Origin of the sequence: Flavobacterium aquatile LMG 4008 = ATCC 11947 (genome assembly GCF_000757385.1) — a bacterium.
GTDB classification, from domain to species: Bacteria; Bacteroidota; Bacteroidia; order Flavobacteriales; family Flavobacteriaceae; genus Flavobacterium; species Flavobacterium aquatile.
Genome location: NZ_JRHH01000001.1, coordinates 325815 through 347421, shown reverse-complemented (window position 1 = coordinate 347421; position 21607 = coordinate 325815). Strand labels below are relative to the sequence as shown.

General features: G+C 36.5%; 20 protein-coding genes. 1 reads left to right on the top strand and 19 read right to left on the bottom strand.

The genetic code is table 11. The features are described 5' to 3' along the window. Window positions 1-52: 52 nt before the first annotated feature. The 16 genes from LG45_RS01535 to LG45_RS01460 form a co-directional block, all read right to left on the bottom strand. A complete protein-coding gene (locus LG45_RS01535; protein WP_035123741.1) occupies window positions 53-1108 on the bottom strand; it encodes a branched-chain amino acid aminotransferase in 1056 nt (351 codons plus the stop codon). A 15-nt stretch (window positions 1109-1123) separates the two neighbouring features. Next, the gene (locus LG45_RS01530) at window positions 1124-2416 is read right to left on the bottom strand and encodes a dihydrolipoamide acetyltransferase family protein (protein ID WP_035123738.1); all 1293 of its coding nucleotides are present in this window, start codon (window positions 2414-2416) and stop codon (window positions 1124-1126) included. A gap of 50 nt (window positions 2417-2466) precedes the next feature. Next, entirely contained in the window at window positions 2467-3063 is a 597-nt protein-coding gene (locus LG45_RS01525) for an acyltransferase (protein WP_035123736.1), read from the bottom strand. A 95-nt stretch (window positions 3064-3158) separates the two neighbouring features. Beyond that, a complete protein-coding gene (locus tag LG45_RS01520; RefSeq protein ID WP_035123729.1) occupies window positions 3159-3911 on the bottom strand; it encodes an enoyl-CoA hydratase/isomerase family protein in 753 nt (250 codons plus the stop codon). 158 nt (window positions 3912-4069) lie between these two features. Further along, window positions 4070-6565 carry a phenylacetic acid degradation bifunctional protein PaaZ gene (gene paaZ, locus LG45_RS01515; protein WP_035123727.1) on the bottom strand — a complete coding sequence of 832 codons (2496 nt, stop codon included), beginning with the start codon at window positions 6563-6565 and terminating at the stop codon, window positions 4070-4072. 54 nt (window positions 6566-6619) lie between these two features. Further along, a complete protein-coding gene (gene pcaF / locus LG45_RS01510) occupies window positions 6620-7822 on the bottom strand; it encodes a 3-oxoadipyl-CoA thiolase (protein ID WP_035123725.1) in 1203 nt (400 codons plus the stop codon). A gap of 214 nt (window positions 7823-8036) precedes the next feature. Then, on the bottom strand, window positions 8037-8444 hold the full coding sequence (locus tag LG45_RS01505) for a PaaI family thioesterase (RefSeq protein ID WP_035123722.1): 408 nt from the start codon (window positions 8442-8444) through the stop codon (window positions 8037-8039). Beyond that, window positions 8445-9593 carry a 3-hydroxyacyl-CoA dehydrogenase NAD-binding domain-containing protein gene (locus LG45_RS01500; protein ID WP_035124256.1) on the bottom strand — a complete coding sequence of 383 codons (1149 nt, stop codon included), beginning with the start codon at window positions 9591-9593 and terminating at the stop codon, window positions 8445-8447. It abuts the gene before it with no gap. 62 nt (window positions 9594-9655) lie between these two features. Next, window positions 9656-10012, bottom strand: a complete 357-nt coding sequence (locus LG45_RS01495; protein WP_035123720.1) for a four helix bundle protein — start codon at window positions 10010-10012, stop codon at window positions 9656-9658. Window positions 10013-10062: 50 nt separating this feature from the next. Next, window positions 10063-10845, bottom strand: coding sequence for an enoyl-CoA hydratase-related protein (locus LG45_RS01490; protein WP_035123718.1), 783 nt, complete (start codon window positions 10843-10845; stop codon window positions 10063-10065). A 46-nt stretch (window positions 10846-10891) separates the two neighbouring features. After that, window positions 10892-11392, bottom strand: a complete 501-nt coding sequence (gene paaD / locus LG45_RS01485; RefSeq protein WP_035123716.1) for a 1,2-phenylacetyl-CoA epoxidase subunit PaaD — start codon at window positions 11390-11392, stop codon at window positions 10892-10894. A gap of 49 nt (window positions 11393-11441) precedes the next feature. Next, a complete protein-coding gene (gene paaC, locus LG45_RS01480; RefSeq protein ID WP_174799549.1) occupies window positions 11442-12194 on the bottom strand; it encodes a 1,2-phenylacetyl-CoA epoxidase subunit PaaC in 753 nt (250 codons plus the stop codon). Between the two features lie 103 nt (window positions 12195-12297). After that, window positions 12298-12579 carry a 1,2-phenylacetyl-CoA epoxidase subunit PaaB gene (gene paaB / locus LG45_RS01475; protein ID WP_035123712.1) on the bottom strand — a complete coding sequence of 94 codons (282 nt, stop codon included), beginning with the start codon at window positions 12577-12579 and terminating at the stop codon, window positions 12298-12300. Between the two features lie 71 nt (window positions 12580-12650). Continuing rightward, window positions 12651-13607 carry a 1,2-phenylacetyl-CoA epoxidase subunit PaaA gene (gene paaA / locus LG45_RS01470; RefSeq protein ID WP_035123709.1) on the bottom strand — a complete coding sequence of 319 codons (957 nt, stop codon included), beginning with the start codon at window positions 13605-13607 and terminating at the stop codon, window positions 12651-12653. 267 nt (window positions 13608-13874) lie between these two features. After that, window positions 13875-14948, bottom strand: a complete 1074-nt coding sequence (gene paaE, locus LG45_RS01465) for a 1,2-phenylacetyl-CoA epoxidase subunit PaaE (protein WP_035124255.1) — start codon at window positions 14946-14948, stop codon at window positions 13875-13877. A gap of 174 nt (window positions 14949-15122) precedes the next feature. Further along, window positions 15123-15692: a TetR/AcrR family transcriptional regulator gene (locus LG45_RS01460; RefSeq protein ID WP_035123707.1), complete on the bottom strand. Its 570-nt coding sequence runs from the start codon at window positions 15690-15692 to the stop codon at window positions 15123-15125. A 139-nt stretch (window positions 15693-15831) separates the two neighbouring features. On the opposite strand from LG45_RS01460, the gene LG45_RS01455 reads away from it, so the two are divergent. Continuing rightward, a complete protein-coding gene (locus LG45_RS01455; protein WP_035123705.1) occupies window positions 15832-16140 on the top strand; it encodes a rhodanese-like domain-containing protein in 309 nt (102 codons plus the stop codon). 73 nt (window positions 16141-16213) lie between these two features. On the opposite strand, the gene LG45_RS01450 is transcribed toward LG45_RS01455, so the two are convergent. From LG45_RS01450 to LG45_RS01440, 3 genes are all read right to left on the bottom strand, one after another. Further along, the gene (locus tag LG45_RS01450) at window positions 16214-19327 is read right to left on the bottom strand and encodes an Ig-like domain-containing protein (RefSeq protein ID WP_035123703.1); all 3114 of its coding nucleotides are present in this window, start codon (window positions 19325-19327) and stop codon (window positions 16214-16216) included. A 76-nt stretch (window positions 19328-19403) separates the two neighbouring features. Continuing rightward, the gene (locus LG45_RS01445; RefSeq protein WP_052087438.1) at window positions 19404-20855 is read right to left on the bottom strand and encodes an SUMF1/EgtB/PvdO family nonheme iron enzyme; all 1452 of its coding nucleotides are present in this window, start codon (window positions 20853-20855) and stop codon (window positions 19404-19406) included. Between the two features lie 104 nt (window positions 20856-20959). Beyond that, window positions 20960-21607, bottom strand: coding sequence for a response regulator transcription factor (locus LG45_RS01440; RefSeq protein WP_035123701.1), 648 nt, complete (start codon window positions 21605-21607; stop codon window positions 20960-20962).

Below are 21607 nucleotides of genomic sequence, written 5' to 3'. Positions count from 1 at the left end.
TTTTCACAGATTTTTGAAATCTTTATAATCCATTTAATCTGTGGCTATTTAATTACTTCGCTTCTACAATCCAACCAAATTCATCTTTGATATCTTGAACTTTAATAGCATTCAAAGTATCATTAACCATTACCGAAACTGGATTTTCTGCCGGAAATTTAATTGATAAATCGTTGTTGCCAATTTCTTCTACCATTGCAATTCCAACTGCTGTTCCTGTTCCAAAAGCTTCTTCTAAAGTTCCGTTTTTGGATGCTTCAATGATTTCTGAAATCGTAATTGGTCTTTCGGTTACTTCAAAACCTTTACTTCTTAATAAATCGATTACACTCATTCGAGTAATTCCTGATAAAATTGAACCTGTTAAACTTGGAGTAATGAATTTTCCATCAATTTTGAAGAAAATATTCATCGTTCCTACTTCTTGAATGTATTCAAAATCTTGAGCATCTAGCCATAAAACTTGGTCAAAACCTTTAGCTTTTGCATATTCTGTTGGACGAATGGCTGCTGCGTAATTTCCGGCTGCTTTGGCTTCTCCAGTTCCACCATTTACGGCACGAACGTATTTTTTCTCAGCAAATAATTTGATTTTTCTACTAAAAAATGGTCCGGCTGGCGACGCCATTACGATGAATTTGAAACTAGTTGCTGCACGCATTCCAATGAAAGCTTCATCAGCATACATAAACGGACGCAAATACAAAGCACTTCCTGTTGATTTTGGAATCCAATTTTTTTCTAAAGCGGTGAATTGTTTTAAGGCTTCTACAAATAAATCTTCAGGAAATGAAGGCATTCCCATTCTATCCGCACTAAAATTCATTCGTTTGGCATTTTCTTCAGGACGAAATAATAATGGTGTTCCGTCTTTCCCTAAAGTCGCTTTCATACCTTCAAAAATAGCTTGTCCGTAATGTAAAGCCATTGCCGCAGGATGCGTTGGAATTAACACCAAAGGTTCAATTCGGGCATTGTTCCATTCGCCATTTTCATAATCGCAAATAAACATGTGATCGGTAAAATTGGTTCCCATTGTGATGTTTTCAAGATTCACTTCTGAAACTCTTGATTGTGTGACTTTGGTTATTTTTATTTCTGATGTCATACTCTCTGTCATAATTTATATCGTTGTGTTTGCGTCAAATTGTTCTAAATAATCGCCTACTTTTCGTAAGAATGATCCTCCTAGAAATCCGTCCACAACTCTATGGTCGAAAGAAAGAGAAAGATACATCATACTTCGGATAGCTATTTCGTCTCCTTTTTCAGTTGTGATAACTTCGGGACGTTTTTTTATAATTCCGAGTGCTAAAATAGCCACTTCGGGTTGGTTGATAATTGGTGTTCCCATCAAACTTCCAAAAGTTCCTACGTTGGAAATTGTAAACGTACTTCCTTGAATTTGTTCGGGTTTTAAGTTGTTATTTCGTGAAGCTTCCGCCAAAGTATTTACATCTTTTGCTAAAGCGACTAAATCTTTTTCATTGGCATTTTTTACTACAGGAACTATCAAATTCCCTGATGGTAATGCGGTTGCCATTCCGATATTAATATCATTGTGAACGATAATATTTTTCTCATCAACAGATACATTTATCATAGGAAAATCAGCTACAGCTTTTGCTACAGCTTGAACAAAAACTGGTGTAAACGTTAATTTCTCGTTGTGTTTTTCTTGAAATTTATCTTTGTTTTCGTTTCTCCAATTTACCAAATTTGTAACATCTACTTCAATATAGGAAGTTACGTGTGGCGACGTTTGCTTAGAATACACCATGTGATCTGCAATCATCTTGCGCATTCTGTCCATTTCTACAATTCTGTCTTTTCCTTCTACAAAATTGATTTTTGGTTTAGGATAAGACGAAGTTGTCGGTTGTCGGTTATCAGTTATCGGTTTTGACTGAATAGGATATTTACGGTTTTTCAAATAATTAAAAACATCGCTTTTTTGCAAACGTCCATCGGTTCCTGAACCTGGAATGGTTTGTAATTCTTCGATTGAAAGGTTTTCTTTTTGAGCAATTGAAATTATTAATGGCGAAATGAAAGCGTCCGAGTTGCGAGTTGCGAGTTGCGAGTTTCGGATTTCGGGTTGTGGCGCCTCAACTTTGCTCGGTGTGATACTACTTTTTTCTACAACTTCTTGCTTCTGACTTCTTGCTTCTTGAACTCCATCAGAATCAATCAATGCCAAAACGGTTCCAACTTCAACGACGTCATCTTTTTGAAAACGAATTTCAGTGATTACACCAGAAACCAGAGCAGGCACATCACTATCTACTTTATCGGTAGCTACTTCTAAAATAGTTTCTTCGGCTTCCACAAAATCACCTACGTTTTTCAACCAACTGATTATTGTTGCTTCGGATATACTTTCACCCATTTTGGGCATTTTAAATTCTGTTATCATTTTAATTTTTTTTTTGCCACGAAGACACAAAGTCTCAAAGTTTTATTTTTTTATTTCTTTTTAAATTCATTTAATGTAGCATAAAACGCTTCTTGCGTTGGTCGATTGACTGGAATTTCACGCAATGGCTCAACAGCTTTTAAGGTTTCGTAACACTCTTTTGGCAACTGTTGATACAAGGCAGTTCCTTTTGTTTTCCAATCAATCATCTCATCGGAAACATCTTTTATTATTGTTGCTGGATTTCCCACTACCATTTTACGGTTTGGAATTTGCATTCCGGCTTTTACGAAACTCAATGCGCCAATAATACATTCATCACCAACGTTCACGTCATCCATAATTACGGCGTTCATTCCGACGAGGCAATTTTTTCCAATATTTGCTCCGTGAATAATAGCTCCGTGACCAATGTGCGCTCCAGCTTTCAAAACCATTGACTTTCCTGGAAACATATGAATAGTGCAATTTTCCTGTACGTTACAACCGTCTTCAATGATAATCTCTCCCCAATCGCCACGAATCGCTGCGCCTGGACCAACGTAAACATTTTTTCCAATAATTACATTACCCGTAACCGCAGCTTGCGGATGGATGAAACTACTTTCGTGTATTACTGGGATGAACCCTTTGAATTCGTATATCATTTTTTTAGATTATAGATGAAAGACCGCTTCGCTGCAAGATGAAAGACATCCTTCTAAGAAATTTTTCTTGTCTCTTGCTTCTTGCTTCTATCTTCTTATTTAAACTTCTTCAACGTTTCTTTTGTAAAATCAGACAACACTAATCTTCCGCTAATAGCTGCTCTTTCGGCTAATAAATTATCCCAATCTTCAGTTCCTCTCCAAAAAACCTTTTTCATTTCGAGCATTGCTTCTGGATTGTAGGTGCATAAATGTTCGGCGAATTTTTGAACTGCTTCGTCCATCTCTTCTATATTTTCAAATACTTGAGCAAACAATCCTTTTTCTTTTGCCCAATTTGCATCATAAAATGTGTTGGCATCAATGGCAATTTGTGACATGGCTGAAACTCCCATTTTTCTTTCGATGGCTGGCGAAACTACGAATGGTCCGATTCCGACGTTTAGTTCGGATAATTTTATAGCTGCAAATTTAGTCGCCATACAATAATCGGTTGCTGCGGCAATTCCTACTCCGCCACCAACGGTTTTTCCTTGAATACGTCCGATTATGAATTTTGGACATTTTCGCATGGCGTTGATTACGTTGGCAAATCCTGAGAAAAATACTTTTCCGGTTGCAGCATCGTTTATGGAAATTAGTTCTTGAAAACTTGCTCCAGCACAGAAGGTTCGGTCTCCACCACTTTTTAGGATGATTACTTTTACTTCGTTACTATTTCCAACTTCAGTTATTGTGTTGGCTAATTTTGCTAAAACATCGCTTGGCAAGGAGTTTTGTTCTGGATGAAAAAACTCGATTGTGGCGATGTTGTTTTGTATTTCTTGTTTTACGTATGCTTCTGACATAATTATTTTTTTGGACGCGGATGACACAGATTAAACTGATTTACGCGGATTTTTTTTTATTCTATATTCCTAGCCCTGATAGTAGCGGCATCCTTTTTCTTTTTTCTTTAAAAAGGAAAAGATATAGCGGATAGCAGGATTAGCTTCTAATTATTATTCTACAAAATATTAAATTGTTCAAAGTGATGATTTAAATGCTTTCTTTCTAATAGATAAGAAGCGTATTTATTCATTTCTCCGAAAACCATATTCTTTAAAACCGCTTCTGGATTTTCTTTGAAAAAGGTTTTATAATTCTCTCTTGCTTCAAAAAATTTGGCTTTTGCCGTTTCAAAATCGGGATGGATTAAATCTTCCAATTCGTCTTTTTTCATCGTTGGAAACTTGGTTCCCATTGGAAACTTGTCATAATTGTATAACGAATTATGCACTTTATCCAAAATCTTTTCGGGAGTTGCAATTTCGAAATCCTGAATTTCACTCGACATGATTCGATAGCCTTGTTCCAAATGTTCTAACAAATGTTGTGGCGTTAAAATTCCCCAACTTGGTTTTAAATTTTCGGTTAATTTATTTAGACATTCGGCTATTTTTTCATCAGTCATTTCAACGAAAACCTCTTGTTTTTTCTGAACCATTGTTAGAATTGTTGCCACTGCCACTAATTCGTTTTCTGTGTCAAAAACCTCAACAAACCATTTTACAATTCCGCTTGGATGTTCGGCTGAAGCTACATCTCTGTCTACTTTTTGTTTGCACGTTAAACGTACGTAAACCGTGTCGTTGTGATAAATTGGGCGCAAGAAACGACATTCTTCTAAACCATAATTTGCTGCAACCGGACCTTTATTTGGATAAACGAATAAACCTGCTGCAGCTGCTAAAATGAAGTAACCGTGAGCAGTTCGTTTTTTGAAGATACTTCCATCAAGCGAAGTAATATCAGTATGAGCATAAAAATGATCCCAAGTGATATTAGCAAAATTAATAATATCGGTATCGGTAACTGTTCTGTTGTGCGTTCGCAATGACATTCCGGGTTGGATGTCTTCCCAATGGTATTGAAACGGATGTTGCGAGATTTCTTTATACGCCGAATTCGCTTGATAAATTCCAGTGATTTCAGTTAAAGTCGTTGGCGAACCTTGAATGGCGCAACGTTGCATGTAATGTTTGATGCCGCGAACGCCACCCATTTCTTCTCCGCCACCAGCACGACCTGGACCACCGTGAACTAACAAAGGTAATGGCGAACCGTGACCTGTACTTTGTTTGGCATTTTCACGATTCAGCACTAAAATTCTACCGTGATGTGATGCTGCGTTTACTACGTATTCTTTAGCAATTTCATCTGAATTTGTCACTATTGATGACACCAACGAACCTTTACCCATTTGGGCTAATTCGATGGCTTCATCTAAATTTTTGTATGGCATTATTGTTGAAACCGGACCAAAAGCTTCGGTTTCGTGAATGGCTAAATTGGCGAACGGATTGTCTTCGCGAAGTAAAATTGGACTCACGAAAGCACCTTTTTCATCGGCTCCGATTATGTTGGTTTTATCTAAATTTCCGTAAACTATTTTGGCAGATTTGGATAATTCTTGAACTCTTCCTTTTAAGACATCGACTTGATCTTTACTTACCAAAGCACCCATTCGAACTTCTTTCAATCTTGGGTCACCAATAGCAACTTTGTCTAATGATTTTGAAAGTGCAGCTTGAACGTCATCCATCAGTTTTTCTGGGACAATCATACGACGGATTGCAGTACATTTTTGTCCGGCTTTTACTGTTATTTCACTACGAGCTTGGTTAATGAATAAATCGAATTCTGGTGTTCCTGGAGCTGCATCTTCTCCTAAAATTGATGCATTCAAACTATCAGCTTCCATCGTAAACGGAACTGATTCTTGTATTAATCTTGGATGTGATTTTAATAATCTTCCTGTTGCTGCCGAACCTGTAAATGTGATTACGTCTTGGCTTTCAACAGTATCGAAAATATTTTTGGCGGTACCGCAAATCAATTGTAATGCGCCTTCTGGTAATATATTGGATGCAATAATTTCTCTTACAACAGCTTCAGTTAAATAGGCTGTAACTGGCGCTGGCAAAACAACAGCTGGCATTCCAGCCATCCAATTACATGCACATTTTTCTAACATTCCCCAAATTGGAAAATTGAATGCATTGATGTGAATGGCAACTCCTTTTTTAGGAACCAAAATATGATGCGCCATAAATCGGCCACCTTTTGACAAATCGATTGGATCGCCTTCTACGTGATACGGTTGGTTTGGGAATAGTTTTCGTAAGGATGCATTGGCATAAAGATTACCGAATCCACCTTCGATGTCAATCCATGAATCGACTCGAGTGGCACCGGTTCGGTAACTGATTTCGTAAAATGCTTCTTTGCGTTTGGTTAAATACATCGCCAAACTTTTTATCATATTGCCACGTTCTTGGAAGGTCATTTTGCGCAATTTTTCACCACCTTTTGTTCTTCCATAATGCAAAATGGCTGGAATATCTAATCCTTCAACTGAAGTTTCTGCAATGAATTCTCCGGTTACCGCATCGTAAGAAGGTTTTCCTTCTCCGGTTGCAGATATCCATTTTCCTTGTACGTAATGTTGTGTTTTGTTCATGTTCTATTTTTTAACCGCGAAGAGCGCAAAGATTTACGCAAGGTTCGCTAAGTTTTATACTCTTTCGATAATTGCAGCATAGCCTTGTCCAACACCAATGCACATTGTTATTAATGCGTATCTTTTTCCTGTTAGTTGTAACTCTAATGCTGCTGAATACGCGATTCTTGCTCCGGTTACTCCTAGTGGATGTCCGATTGCTATTGCGCCACCATTCGGATTTATTCTTGGATCGTTATCTTTTAATCCTAATTCGCGAATGCACGCTATACTTTGGGCTGCGAATGCTTCGTTTAGTTCTATAATATCGATTTGGTCTAATGTTAAGCCTGCTTTTTCTAATGCTTTTTTGGTGGCTTCAACTGGACCAATTCCCATGATTCTTGGTTCTACTCCTACTACCGATGAACTAACTATTCGAGCCAATGGTTTTAGGTTGTATTTTTTAACAGCTTCTTCTGATGCAATTATTGTTGCACAAGCTCCATCATTTAATCCTGAAGCGTTTCCTGCGGTTACACTTCCGTCTTTTTTGAAAGCTGGACGTAATTTTGACAAACCTTCCATTGACGTACTTGGCTTGATAAATTCGTCTTTTGAGAATTGGATGGCATCGCCTTTTCGTTGTGGAATTTCAACTGTTACAATTTCTTTGGCTAATCTTCCTGAAGTTTGTGCTGCAGTTGCTTTTTGTTGGCTATTTAAAGCGAACGCATCTTGGTCTTCACGTGAAATATTATATTTTTCAACTAGATTTTCTGCAGTTTCACCCATTGCGTCTGTACCGTACATTTCGTGTAGTTTTGGGTTGATGAATCTCCAACCAAAACTGGTGTCGTACATTTTAGAATCGGTTCCATAAGCTGATGATGGTTTGGAAACTACTAATGGTCCGCGTGTCATGTTTTCGATTCCTCCTGCTATAAAAACGTGTCCGTCACCTGCTTTTATAGCGCGATTGGCGTGAATTATTGCTGACAATCCTGAACTGCATAAACGATTTACGGTTTCACCAGGAACCGTGTATGGCAATCCTGCTAATAAAAGTGACATTCTAGCCACGTTTCGATTGTCTTCTCCAGCTTGATTGGCGCATCCCATGATGACGTCGTCGTAAGCTTCTTTTGGGATGTTTGGATTATTTTCTACAACGGTTTTGATTACCAATGCTCCTAAATCATCTGGGCGAACCGATGCTAGTGTTCCTTGATAACTTCCGATTGGAGTTCTTACTCCGTCTATTATGTATGCTTCCATTTTCAGATTGCAGATTTTAGATTTCAGATTTCAGATTTAAAATTCTTGAAAATGACCTCTATTTATATTTCTTTTTAAATTCTATTTTTCGACTCAATACATTTACTATTTAGCCCTGATTGGAGAGGAAAGCTCCCGATTTTTTTCGGGACTTGGAACGGAAAGCAGGAATTGCCATTGTTGAAAATGCCCATGCGATTCGCTCCTGATAATTTTAATCTTCCCAATCTTTTTGTGTGCGATACACCACGCCTTTGAAAAGCGCTACCAATTCATCGCCTCGTTTTACTTCTATAATATTGAATCCGAGTTTGTTATTTACTTTTTCTATGACGGATTCGGCGGTTAAATAATCACCTTCATTTACAGCTTCGATGTGGTTTATTGAGGTTTCGATGGAAACGGCAAATTTACCGTGTGTGTTGGCGGCGAATCCGAATGCTGTGTCGGCTAATGAAAATGTTATTCCTCCATGAGCTTTTTTCATACTGTTGAGCATCTCTTTGCGAACTGTCATGGCGACTTTGCAACGACCAAGTTCACACTCGAGAATTTCGATACCAAGCCATTGACTATAGGCATCATCAGAAAGCATTTTGTATGGTATTTTTGTTCCTTCCATTTAGAAAAAGTTTTTATTTTCTTTAGCCATTCTACGCAAAATTGGACTGCAACGGTATCGGTCTTCGTGGTATTCGTTGTATAATTCGTCTAGTTTTTCTACACACCAATTTATTCCGAGTTCGTCTGCCCAATCGAGTAATCCTTTTGGGTAATTTACTCCTTTGGTCATGGCGTTGTCAATATCTTTGGCTGATGCTATGTTTAAGAATAATGTGTCTGCTGCTTCATTGATAAGCATTACAATTACTCTTTCGAAAATGGTTTTTGCTAAAACTAAATCTTCAGTTGGTTTTGGTAATTCTTGATTGTAATTATAAAATCCTCTACCTGATTTTCTTCCTAGAAATCCGGCTTCCAATAGTCGTTTTTGTGTGAATGATGGTTTGAATTTTGGATCGAAATAGAATGCTGTGAATACGGTTTCTGTTACTATATAATTTACATCGTGACCAATCATGTCCATTAATTCGAATGGTCCCATTCTGAATTCGCCGATAGTTTTTAAAGCCCAATCAATTGTTGCAAAATCGGCTACTCCTTCATCGTAAATTCGTAAACTTTCGCTGTAAAAAGGTCTTGCGACACGGTTTACTATAAATCCAGGCGTGTCTTTGGCTACGGCTACTACTTTTTTCCAATCGGAGATGGTTTTGACTGCTGTCTTCAAAACCTCTTCGCTGGTTTGTATGGCTGGAATTACCTCAACCAATTGCATTAATGGTGCTGGATTAAAAAAGTGAATTCCAATGACGCGTTCTGGTTTTTGGCAAGAAGCAGCAATGGAAGCTATTGATAATGAAGACGTATTGGATGCTAAAATGGTTTCGGGCGAGACGTAATTTTCTAGTTCAGAAAATAATTTTCGCTTGATTTCCATATTTTCAATTATGGCTTCGATGACTAAATCGGAATGTGATAATTCACCTAATGTATGTGCGTAGGAAATGTTGTTTTCGATTCTGAATTTTTCGTGCTCGTCTATTTTGGTTTTTTCTACTAATTTAGATAAGGTATTTTCGAGATTGAATTTGCTTTTGGCAAGCGCATCAAGATTTGTGTCGTAAATTTTTACTTCACAACCTGCTGTTGCGGCAACTTGCGCGATACCACTTCCCATTGTTCCTGAACCTATGATTGCGATTTTCATTAACGATTGCTGATTAACGATTGCTGATTTTTGATTTTTTTCGTCCATTTTAAAATACACATCTATTTTTTTGAAGAAGCCGTTTTTACGCTTGCAACAAAAATTGAAATTAGCTCATCGTTTTCTTTTAACAATTTATTTAACATCTCAATATCAGTTACTAACTCAGCTCCTTTTTGGATTTTCATATTGATAAAACTTTCTCTTAATTCTTTCAAACAAATTTTCATTTTATGAAGAAAATCATTTGTAGATTCTCCACTTCTGGCTTCTCCATAATTTAAAGCGGAGGAAGTTGCAGAACGAATTAATTGTTTTGCTAAATGTTCAGAAGCAAAAGATTTATCAATTTTCTTACACATTATAATTACATCAACTGCAAACTGAATTAATCTATCTTCTAAATTTATTGGTTTCATACACTTACTTTTAATTCAAAAATCAACAATCAAAATTCGTTAATCGTTAATCAATTCCCTTTAAATTCTGGTTTTCTTTTTTCTACGAAAGCGGTTACTCCTTCTTTGTAATCGTTAGATGAACTTGCTTCGATTTGTAAATCACTTTCTAAAGCTAATTGTTGTTCTAGATTATTTGTCATCGATTGATTTAATAATCTTTTAGTCAAACCAATTGCTTTTGTTGGCATTTGAGCTAAGGTTTTTGCCAATGTCATTACTTCTTCTTCAAAAAATGATGTTGGATAAATTTTATAAATCATTCCCATAGTTAATGCTTCTTCTGCAGATACTTTGTCGCCTAACATCATTAAAGCTGTTGCTTTTTGGAAACCAATTAATCTAGGCAAAAAGAACGTTCCTGCACTGTCTGGAATTAAACCAATTTTACTGAAAGCTTGGATGAAACTTGCGTGATCGGTTGCTACAACAATATCACAAGCTAAAGCAATGTTTGCTCCTGCTCCAGCTGCGACGCCATTTACTGCACCAATAATTGGCTTTTCTATGTTTCTGATTTTTTGGATGATTGGATTGTAGTGTTCTTCCAATATTTTTCTAAAACCGGGATTTAACTCTGGATCGGTTACTTCTTTTAGGTCTTGTCCGGCACAGAATGCTTTTCCGTTTCCGGTGATTACTATTGCACGAACATTTGTATCGTTTGCACAATTATCTAGAGTTTCTTGAAGAAGAAACGCCATTTCCCGATTGAAACTATTGAAAACTTCGGGTCTGTTGAGTGATATCCACGCGACATTGTTTTCAATTTTTAGTTCTATTGAATTGCTCATACCTTATTTTAATTTAAAACCTACAAGGTTTTGGAAACCTTGCAGGTTATTTTAAACATTTAAAGTAGTCGAAAGGTTCTAGGCAATCTTCACATTGAAAAAATGCTTTGCAAGCTGTTGAGCCAAATTGACTTACTAATTTTGTATTGAATGAACCGCATTGCGGACATTTAACAACTTTTTTATTTCCAAGAAGTGCTTCTTTATCTGCTGATTCTGACAACGGTGAAGCAATTCCGTATTTTTCTAATGCAACTCTACCTTTTGGAGTAATCCAATCGGTTGTCCATGCTGGCGAAAGGATTAGTTCTACTTTGGCTTCGTAACCTTGTTGTTTGAATGCTAATTTTATATCGTCTGCAATTACGTCCATTGCAGGGCAACCGCTGTAAGTTGGTGTGATTTGAACCTCGACAATATTGTCTATTATTTTGGCAGAACGCACTACTCCCATTTCCATAATTGACAAAACCGGAATTTCTGGATCGGAAACCGTTTCGAGAATTTCGAATAGTTTTTGGTCGATATTTGTTAGTTGTTCTGTCATTGTTGTTTTTATGAGATTCTGAAACAAGTTCAGAATGACAAATCATGTTTTACCAAGTCATGTTTGGATACGTGCGTTGCATGAATTGTAATTCGGTTAGAATATAACCCATGTGTTCGCTATGAATTCCTTGTTTTCCTCCTTTTTGGAAGTATTCAATTGTTGGAATTTCTAACGTTGATTCTTCTAAAATTTCGTTTACTTTTTTAAAGTAAGTTCCTTTTAAAAGCGTTACATCTACACCAATTCCTTCAGTAACCATTGCTTTATCTGCATCGGTTTGATGAAATAATTCGTCTGTAAAAATCCATAAATCGTTGATTGCGATTTGGATTCGGTTATGACTTTCTTCAGTTCCGTCGCCTAATCTTCTAATCCAATCGGAAGAAAATCTTGTGTGATATGAAACTTCTTTGATACTTTTTTTGGCAATAGCTGATAAGGTTTCGTCTTTGCTATTTTGCAATTCTTCTAACACTAATAAATGATATACATCAAATAGAAATTGTCTTGCAATAGAATAAGCAAAATCTTGACTTGGTTGTTCAACCAACAAAACGTTTTTATATTCTCTTTCTTTTCTTAGGAATGCAATCGTATCTTCTGTAGCATCGCCTCCGATTAATTTGGCTGCATATTGATAATAACTTCGTACTTGACCGAATAAATCTAGAGAAATATTCGTCATTGCGATATCTGTTTCTAGACTTGGACCGTGACCGCAAAGTTCACCGAGACGCTGTCCTAGAATTAGAGAATTATCTGCAATTCCGTAGATGTATTGAATTAAATTGTTGTTCATAATTTGTTATTTCTTGCAAAGACGCAGAGTCGCAAGGACAATTTTACCGCAAATTCGCAAATTATATTAAAAACCTACAAGGTTTTGAAAACCTTGCAGGTTGTTACATGTGTTTTAATTCGTCTGGTAATTCATAGAATGTTGGATGACGGTAGGCTTTGTCCTTTGCTGGATCGAAAAGTTCTGCGCTATCCTCTGGATTTGAAGCTGTGATTTGTGCTGATGGAACTACCCAAATACTTACGCCTTCCATTCTGCGTGTATAAACATCGCGAGCGTTTTCTAATGCCATTGTTGCATCGCTTGCGTGTAAACTTCCGCAGTGACGATGTTCTAATCCGTTTTTACTTCTTATAAATACTTCCCAAAGTGGCCAGTTTTTCATAGTGTTGAAAGTTATCGGTTGCCGGTTGTCTGTTTTCAGTTAAAACTGATAACAGATAACTGACAACTGAATTATATTGCTTGTTTTACTTCTTTGTTTGCTTGTTTTTCGGCGTATGCCATTGCTGCATCGCGAACCCATTTTCCGTTATTCCAAGCGTTTACTCTGGCAGAAATTCGTTCTTTGTTGCATGGTCCGTGGCCTTTTACTACTTGCCAAAATTCATCCCAATCTAGTTCGCCAAATTCGTAATGTTTGGTTTCTTCATTGAATTTTAGTGTTGGATCTGGAATTGTAAGTCCGATCATGTGTGCTTGCGGAACGGTTTGATCTACAAATTGTTGACGTAATTCGTCGTTGGTTTTGCGTTTCAATTTCCATTTCATGGATTGTTCTGTGTGAACTGATGCCGCATCTGTTGGACCTAACATCATTAACGACGGAAACCACCATCTGTTTAAAGCATCTTGCGCCATTTCTTTTTGTTCTGGAGTTCCTTCTGCAAGCGTCATCATGATTTGAAAACCTTGACGTTGGTGGAAACTTTCTTCCTTGCAAACACGAACCATAGCACGAGCATAAGGTCCGAATGAAGTGGTTGTTAATGGCACTTGATTAATAATTGCTGCGCCGTCAACTAGCCAACCAATTGCTCCCATATCTGCCCAAGTTAATGTTGGATAATTGAAGATACTTGAATATTTTGCTTTGCCAGAATGGAGTTGATCATACAATTCTTCGCGAGAAATTCCTAAAGTTTCACAAGCTGAATATAAGTACAAACCGTGTCCGGCTTCGTCTTGAATTTTGGCTAAAAGTGCTACTTTTCTTTTTAAAGAAGGTGCGCGAGTTATCCAATTTCCTTCTGGTAACATTCCGACAATTTCAGAATGTGCGTGTTGGGAAATTTGACGAATGTGCGTTTGACGGTACTTTTCGGGCATCCAGTCTTTTGGTTCGATTTTTTCGTCTCTAGCAATTCTTGCGTCGAAAATTTCTTCTAGGTTTTTTACTTCGTGTTCTGACATAATTTTTTTGAATTAGTGTTCAGTGTTCAGTCGCCGTAATACTTTACTTTGCAGTAACTTTGAACGATTATTTTTTTATTTTTCTTTTTTGAACCATTAAGTTATTAAGGTTCATTAAGATATTGTTGTTTTATATTTTATTTTTATTCAATTCGTTTGCTTTCTAGCCCTGATTGGAGGGAAAAGCTCACGATTTTTATCGGGACTTTGGAAGGAAAGCAGGAAAATGGATTGCAAAAATACCCAAGCCATTCGCTTCAAATTATTTTAAACTCCGAAATCGACTACTACTTTTTCTGAGGTTGGTACGGCTTGACAGCTTAGCACCAATCCTTTTGCAACTTCGTTTTCGTCGAGTGCGTAATTAATTTTCATTTCGACGGTTCCCGACACAACTTTGCATTTGCATGTGCTGCAAACGCCACCTTTACAGGCGAATGGTAAATCGGCTCCAGCGGCTAATGCACCGTCTAGAATGTTGTCGAAATCGTCGTCCATCACGAAATGGAATTCTTTTCCGCCATCGATAATTGTTACCTCTGTTCCTTCTACTTTTTTCTCTACAATTTTTGCCATTCGGGCTTTGTCTTCCTCAGTGATTCCTGAGGTAAACAGCTCGTAATGGATTTTGTTTTTATCTAAACCTGCGGCAACTAATTCGTCGCGGATTAAGAATATCATTTGTTCTGGACCGCAAATAAAACATTCGTCTGTTGATGGAATGTCGATGATGTTTTTGGTTAGAATTTGTAATTTTTCTTTGGTAAATCGTCCGTTTAATAGTTCGATGCTTCGGTGTTCTTTGGTTAAGAAATGGAAGATTTCGAATCGGTCGAAATAGGTATTTTTTAACTGTTCAATTTCTTCTTTAAAGATAATTGATTTTACGGTACGATTGAGATAAAACAGTTTAAATGTGCTGTTTGGCTCCGAAATTAAGTGCGTTTTTATGATGGAAAGAATTGGTGTGATTCCGCTTCCTGCTGCAAAAACGATATAATTTTTAGGCTTATCGGAGTTGATTGCTACATTAAATTCACCATTTGGCGCCATAACTTCGATGGTGTCACCTTTTTTTAAGGTGTCGTTTACGAAAGTTGAAAACAATCCGCCGTTGATTTTTTTAACAGCTATTTTCCATATATTTTCGTTTGGAGAAGAACATAATGAATAAGAGCGACGTGTATCTTGACCGTTGATAATTGATTTTAGGGTAAGATGTTGTCCTTGTTTGTATTGAAATTCTTGCTTTAATTCTTGTGGAATTTCGAAAGAAAGTACGGAACAATCTTTTGTTTCCTTGTAAATATCGGCAATTTTTATGCTGTGAAATTTTGACATAACCACTGAATAATTTTTAACTAACACTTGTTAGTTTGTTATGCAAATTTAGTGAAAATTTTGATATGTTACGAAAACGTTATATTTTTTTTGCTTTAAACCATTAAGGCATTAAGGTTCATTAAGTTTTAGTTTTGGAACACAGATTGGAGAAATTTGAGAAATTTAAAAAAATTATACAATTCCGTTCAGTAAGACTTGAATCATATTTGCTTTTAGGATTTCAGGTTTTATTGTTTTTTTCTTTCCGTACCAAATATAAAGTGTTCTTAGTGTTGAAAGCGTTGAGAAAATTATGACTTCGATATTTAGGTTTTTGATTTCGCCGTTTGCGATTCCGGATTTAATAATTTTTCTGAAACTTTCTTCGTAGTCTTCACGCATTTTGATGAAATAGATTAAATCATCGTCGGTTAAGTGCATCCAATCGTTGTTTAGGCAGGCTAAAGCTTCTGAATTCCTTAATGTAATATCGATATGAAGTTGAATAACTCTTTCAATTTTTTGGATGGTTGTTTCATCAGAAGCTAGAATTTCATCGATTACAGAAGTAAATTCTTCGGCTATTTCGATAATGATTAAAACTAAAATTTCTTGCTTTGATTTGATGTGATTATATAGACTTGCCGCCTTAATATCCATCGCTTGGGCAATGTCACGCATGGTTACAGCGCTGTATCCTTTTTCTTTGAAAAGTTTGGCAGCTACATTTATGATTTCGGTTTTTCTATCGGTAATCTTCATATGTGTCAAATATATAGAATATTTTTAGTTGGGTAACTTTTGTTACTAAATTGTGTTTGAGATTAGATTAGTTTTGTGGTGTTCTTAATTTCAGGGAACACAGATTTGAGAAATTAGAGAAATTTAAAATAAAAAAAACATGGGATTATTAAGTATGTTGGGATTAAGTGGAAAATCAGAAAATGTAAAAGAATTCATGGATAAAGGAGCCGTTATCATTGATGTTAGAACTCCTGGAGAATTTCAAGGTGGTCATATTAAAGGGTCTAAAAATATTCCGTTGAATACTATTGGAAATCAAATTGACAGCATTAAAAAATTGAACAAACCTGTAATTGCGTGTTGTGCCAGCGGAATGAGAAGCGCGCAAGCAACATCGATTTTAAAAAATAACGGAATTGAAGCAATGAATGGCGGAGGTTGGAGCAGTTTACAGAATAAATTGTAATTCTTAAATTGTTGAAACAAAAAAACCATCCGCTGTAAAACGGATGGTTTAGAAAAAAACTATAAATTACTACTTACTCTTTTATTACTTTGAATGTTTTGGTTTTTTCTTCTACTGAAACTCTAACAATGTAAGAACCTGATGAATATCTAGACATATCGATTGTTGTTTCGTTTTCGTTTATCGATTTTGAAAAAACAATTTGACCGAGCATGTTTATCACTTCAAGATTTGTCATTATTTCTATTGAAGAAATTGTTACGACATCAATTACAGGATTTGGATATAATTTGATAACATTTGCTACAAATTCTTCATTTCCTAAACATCCACCTAAAGTCATTGTTACTGCCAATCTTGTTGGACTTTCACAACTTGTTACCGTTTGAGAAGCATAATAGGTCGTTCCTGAAACCAATACTGTTCCGTTTGGAATTACATTTCCGCCCGACGCTGCATCATACCAAATAACATTCGAACCTGTAACCGAAATTAATCCGACAGTTTCTCCTGCACAAAACGTCTGATTTGCAAAACCTGTTGGCGCAGCTGTTGGGATTATTGAAGCTGTAACTGCAACTCTAGATGAAGTACAAGATCCATTTGTAGCTTCTACATAATACGTTGTAGAAACCGAAATACTTGGTGTTGTAAAACTTGTTCCTGTTCCAAGCAAAGTTCCTCCAGAAGGCACATTATACCAATTCAAAGTACCAACATTTGAAGTTGCATTTAACGTTAAATTTCCTGCATCACATCTACTCGCTGGCGTTGTTGAAGTGATTGTTGCTACTGCAAATACTGTTGCGTTCACAGCAGTTCGAGTCGAATTACAACCTCCATTTACAACCTCAACATAATAAATTGTTGTCGTTCCTAAAATTGGAGTAGTGAAACTTCCGCCAGTTGCCACTAAAGTTCCGCCGGTTGGAGCGTTGTACCAATTAATTGTTCCGATACTTGCTGTTGCTTGTAATGTTAAACTTCCGTCGCCGCATCTACTTGCTGGCGTTGTTGAAGTTATTACTGGAATTTCATTAATAGTTGCTGTAACCGATGTTCTTACTAGTGATGTACAAACTCCGTTAGTCGCTTCTGCAAAATACGATGTTGTTGCAGATAAACTTGGCGTTATAAAGTTAGAACCAGTTCCAACTAAATTTCCACCAACTGGTGCATCATACCAATTTACAGTTCCAGATGAAAATGTAGCTGATAAAGTAACTGAACCATTTCCGCATCTTGAAGTTGGCGTTGAAGACGTGTTTGTTGGTCTATTTGTAACTGTAACTTCTACAGGAGTTCTTACAGACGAACAACTTCCATCAATTGCTTGAGCATAGAAAATTGTTGTAGTACTCAAACTTGACAACGAATAATTACTTCCTGTTGCGAGCAAAGTTCCACCTGTTGGTAAATTATACCAGTTAATTGTTCCTGAACTAGCTAAAGCTGCTATGTTAAACGAATCGCCACTACAAATACTCGCAGGACTTGTTGACGTTATTGTTGGACTTGCATTTACCGTTGCCACAACCGATGTTCTCACAGAAGTACAAGATCCATTAACTGATTCTACATAATACGTTGTAGTTGCAGAAATACTCGGCGTTGTAAAACTTGTTCCAGTCCCAACTAAAGTTCCACCAGTTGGCGCGTCATACCAATTTAACGTTCCAGCATTTGCGGAAGCAAAAAGAGTAACACTACCTGAATCACATCTACTTCCTGGAGTTGTCGACATTATACTTGGAGTAACATTCACTGTTGCTGTTACTGCAGTTCGCACTGAATTACAAATTCCAGAAGTTGCCTCAACATAATAAACTGTTGTAGAGCTAATGCTTGGAGTTGTAAAACTTATTCCAGTTCCAACTAAATTTCCAGCTGTTGGTGCATCATACCAGTTCAATGTTCCGCTTGATGCAACTGCTTGTAACGTTACACTTCCTGCATCGCATCTGCTTGCTGGTGTTGTTGATGTAACTGTTGGCACAGCATTTATTGTTGCAATTACTGGAGTTCTTGGCGAAGTACAAAATCCGTTGGTTACCTGAACATAATAAGTTGTAGTTGTGGATAAACCAAATAGATTTAATGTTCCACCAGTCGCCAATAATGTTCCGCCCGAAGGTAAATCATACCATTGAATTGTTCCTGAACTTGCTGTTGCAGATAAATTTATATTTCCAGTTCCGCATCGAGCTGCAGGAGTTGTTGCTGTTATCGTTGGCGTATTATTTACCGTTGCAATAACCGAAACTCTAGCTGATGTACATGAACCTACAACCGATTCAACATAATAGGTTGTGGTTACAGAAATACTTGGTGTTGTAAAACTTGTACCTGTTCCAACTAAATTTCCTCCTGTTGGCGCATCATACCAATTTAAAGTTCCCAAAGTTGCAGTTGCTTGCAAAGTTACCGTACCTGAATCGCATCTACTTGCTGGAGTTGTTGAATTTACAACTGGAATTGCAGTGACTGTTATATAATCGGTAAACGTAACTGTGTCACTTCCGTTATAATTAGTTGCAGTAAATACGACAGTGTAATTTCCTGCAGTATTAAATACAAAAGTTGGGTTTTGAACAGTTGCTGTACTTGGTGTTGCGCCAGTTATTGTCCAATTCCATACAAATGGGATATTGGTTGATGTATCTGTAAACGTTACAGATTGACCTACACACAAAGCCGTTGTTGATGCTGTAAAACTTGCTACTGGTGGTTGCGTTGGACATATTGGAGCAGTTGCATCCAATGAAAAGCCATCACCATTTCCACCAAAATAAGCATAAAACTGTGGTGGAAATCCACAAACAGTGCTTTCTAGGGTTTCGACTCCTGCTCCATCATTATTTCCGCCAAAATAAGCGAAGAAAGATGGCGGAATTCCACAAGTTGTGGCACTTAATTCTTCTGTTGCTGCGCCATCTGAAACTCCACCAAAATAGGCATATTGGAAGTTTGAAAATCCGCAGGTTGTTGCACTTAACTCATCGACACTTGCACCATCGTTATTCCCTCCAAAATAGGCATAAAAATGCGCTGGAGTTGAACAACTGGTTACGCTAATTTCATCTAAAGTTGCTCCATCCGAAACACCTCCGTTGTACTGTGAAAAAGCGTTGAATTGTGTCAAAAGAAATGTTAAGCAAACAACTAAATATATTTTTGTTGTTTTCATCTAATTTGATTTTTAAATTATTATAATTCATTGTATTGCAAATCAAAACTATTGAAATGCAAATCAAATTAGAATGTTATCTTACACCACGACCGCCATAAACTGGATATTTTGCAGCATCAACTGTTGTATTTCTATGAGAAATTCTTGCTGATGTAGCAGGACTTACATAATCACCACCTTTAAATGCAATTCCAATTGCAGTAACTGGTGATGGCCAAGTAGCTTGATTAGAATCTCCAAGAGGTGTTAATGTTCCATCGCCAAGTGTACCATTGAAAGCTGTACCTGTTGCATTTGCTGTTGTTACACATCTTTCTTGTAAATTTCCACTCATTTCCATTGCACCATAGTAAGCTGCACCCGAAGAAGCTCTACCAGAAGTACCTGTAGCAAACACTCCTACTTTTAAAGGACCATATATACCACTTATACTTCCAAGACCAACCGCGCAAGCTCCATTAGTTGCAGGAGTATAAGTTTCGTTTGCTTGAAAATCATTTATTAAACCTCCAGAATAATTATTTATCGCTACAATATCTGTTGATCCCCAAGCATATTCTCCACCAACTCTTGATAAAGTTCCTCTAGTTACTTTTTCGAATTCCATTTCTGTCATTGGACGTAAAGCAGCCCAATCTAAATAGGCAGATAAATCGGCATAACTCATTCCGCTATTAGCAATTGCTTGACCGTCATCGCTATTGTTTTCTACACCAGCAGTTGCATCACAAGCATAAACAGCTGGGATAGCAGCATTGTTTCCTGGTGTTAAAATTCTAATTCCGTTACGATAATTAAATCCTGTAAACATGGCATAAGTTCCCGCTGCACTAATTGGATCATTAAACGTTCTTGATTTTTGTTGATCATAAGTTAATGCGTTTAAAAACTCAACATATTGTTGTTGTGATATTTCATATTTCATACAATAAAAAGCATTGAATCCCATTGGGAAAGTTGCTGGAACCGCTGCAGAACCACCACCAATTACAGCAGAAGTTAATCCTGTAGATTGTGAAGTTGCAGTTATAGAAATACTGTTATATGATGAAGTACTTGTACCATCACCAATTTCAAAATTTCCTTGAGGTACATTCACCATTTCGATACCAAAAACTTTAAAATTATATGGTCCAGCTCCAAGGCCAGTCATTTTTAATGTGATTGAAGTTGCAGTAATATTTCCACCACCTAATGAACTTCTTCTAATGAAAACACCTCGGCCATCGGCAACTGGATCTACTTGTAATGGAGAAACTGCAGAATGATCGCCTGCAACTGTACTCAAACTAGTGTGAGCCCATAAACGTGTATTACAATCTTGAAATTTCACGAATACCCAAACAGCATCCCAATTATTTGGTGCGACATTGGCATTCCAACAGTTTTCCCAACTAATATTAAAGGTAATGTCTGAACCTGAAACTGAAGTTCCTGTAATCTCTACATTATTTGCATTTGTGTTGATAGCAAATAATAAAAATAATGCCGAAGCAATTTTTGAAAAATAATTTTTTGATTTCATTGTCTTGATTTTTAAAAAGTTATAAGGCAAATCTATCTCGCTAATTGGCATAAAAAAATACGCTAAATTGCGTATTTTAACATTTTTATAATCAGAAAAATTGTCTAAATTATTTTATTAGATTTTGCTTTCTGAATAGCTTCTAACTTGTTATGAACTTGCAGTTTATTGTAAATATTTTCAACATGTTTTCTAATGGTGCCGACAGAAAGAAATAAGTTTTCGGCAATAGAATTGTACTTCAAACCTTTACTCAATTGTTCTAAAACCTCAATTTCTCGTGTGGTTAAATTATATTCTTCTTGGTTTGGAATATCTTCAAATAGTTCTGGATTTCTAAATAATTTTAATGTCTTTAAAGCTATTGAAGGCGTCATAATTGCGCCACCTTTTAGTGTTTCTAAAATGGCATTGTGTAATTCTTCTGGATTCACTTCTTTTAATAAATAACCATCTGCGCCAGCTTTAATTGATTTGAAAATATTTTCATCATTATCAAAAACAGTAAGCATAATTATTTTTATTTGAGGATACTTACTTTTCACTATTTCTGTAGCTTCAATTCCGTTCATTTTTGGCATTTCGATATCCATCAAAATCAAATCGATATTGTGATTTTTATCTAATTTATCTAACAAATCTTGGCCGTGATTGGCTTTAAATTTGATTTCAATTTCATTAAAAAAAATCAATTTATCCTGAATTGCTTTTTGTAGAAACGTGTTGTCATCAACTATGGCTACTTTTATCAT

What these genes read in the sequence shown, in the direction of transcription:
- LG45_RS01535 (WP_035123741.1), bottom strand. Translation starts at nt 1,108, where the DNA reads ATGACATCAGAAATAAAAATAACCAAAGTCACACAATCAAGAGTTTCA.
- LG45_RS01530 (WP_035123738.1), bottom strand. Translation starts at nt 2,416, where the DNA reads ATGATAACAGAATTTAAAATGCCCAAAATGGGTGAAAGTATATCCGAA.
- LG45_RS01525 (WP_035123736.1), bottom strand. Translation starts at nt 3,063, where the DNA reads ATGATATACGAATTCAAAGGGTTCATCCCAGTAATACACGAAAGTAGT.
- LG45_RS01520 (WP_035123729.1), bottom strand. Translation starts at nt 3,911, where the DNA reads ATGTCAGAAGCATACGTAAAACAAGAAATACAAAACAACATCGCCACA.
- paaZ (WP_035123727.1), bottom strand. Translation starts at nt 6,565, where the DNA reads ATGAACAAAACACAACATTACGTACAAGGAAAATGGATATCTGCAACC.
- pcaF (WP_035123725.1), bottom strand. Translation starts at nt 7,822, where the DNA reads ATGGAAGCATACATAATAGACGGAGTAAGAACTCCAATCGGAAGTTAT.
- LG45_RS01505 (WP_035123722.1), bottom strand. Translation starts at nt 8,444, where the DNA reads ATGGAAGGAACAAAAATACCATACAAAATGCTTTCTGATGATGCCTAT.
- LG45_RS01500 (WP_035124256.1), bottom strand. Translation starts at nt 9,593, where the DNA reads ATGAAAATCGCAATCATAGGTTCAGGAACAATGGGAAGTGGTATCGCG.
- LG45_RS01495 (WP_035123720.1), bottom strand. Translation starts at nt 10,012, where the DNA reads ATGAAACCAATAAATTTAGAAGATAGATTAATTCAGTTTGCAGTTGAT.
- LG45_RS01490 (WP_035123718.1), bottom strand. Translation starts at nt 10,845, where the DNA reads ATGAGCAATTCAATAGAACTAAAAATTGAAAACAATGTCGCGTGGATA.
- paaD (WP_035123716.1), bottom strand. Translation starts at nt 11,392, where the DNA reads ATGACAGAACAACTAACAAATATCGACCAAAAACTATTCGAAATTCTC.
- paaC (WP_174799549.1), bottom strand. Translation starts at nt 12,194, where the DNA reads ATGAACAACAATTTAATTCAATACATCTACGGAATTGCAGATAATTCT.
- paaB (WP_035123712.1), bottom strand. Translation starts at nt 12,579, where the DNA reads ATGAAAAACTGGCCACTTTGGGAAGTATTTATAAGAAGTAAAAACGGA.
- paaA (WP_035123709.1), bottom strand. Translation starts at nt 13,607, where the DNA reads ATGTCAGAACACGAAGTAAAAAACCTAGAAGAAATTTTCGACGCAAGA.
- paaE (WP_035124255.1), bottom strand. Translation starts at nt 14,948, where the DNA reads ATGTCAAAATTTCACAGCATAAAAATTGCCGATATTTACAAGGAAACA.
- LG45_RS01460 (WP_035123707.1), bottom strand. Translation starts at nt 15,692, where the DNA reads ATGAAGATTACCGATAGAAAAACCGAAATCATAAATGTAGCTGCCAAA.
- LG45_RS01455 (WP_035123705.1), top strand. Translation starts at nt 15,832, where the DNA reads ATGGGATTATTAAGTATGTTGGGATTAAGTGGAAAATCAGAAAATGTA.
- LG45_RS01450 (WP_035123703.1), bottom strand. Translation starts at nt 19,327, where the DNA reads ATGAAAACAACAAAAATATATTTAGTTGTTTGCTTAACATTTCTTTTG.
- LG45_RS01445 (WP_052087438.1), bottom strand. Translation starts at nt 20,855, where the DNA reads ATGAAATCAAAAAATTATTTTTCAAAAATTGCTTCGGCATTATTTTTA.
- LG45_RS01440 (WP_035123701.1), bottom strand. Translation starts at nt 21,607, where the DNA reads ATGATAAAAGTAGCCATAGTTGATGACAACACGTTTCTACAAAAAGCA.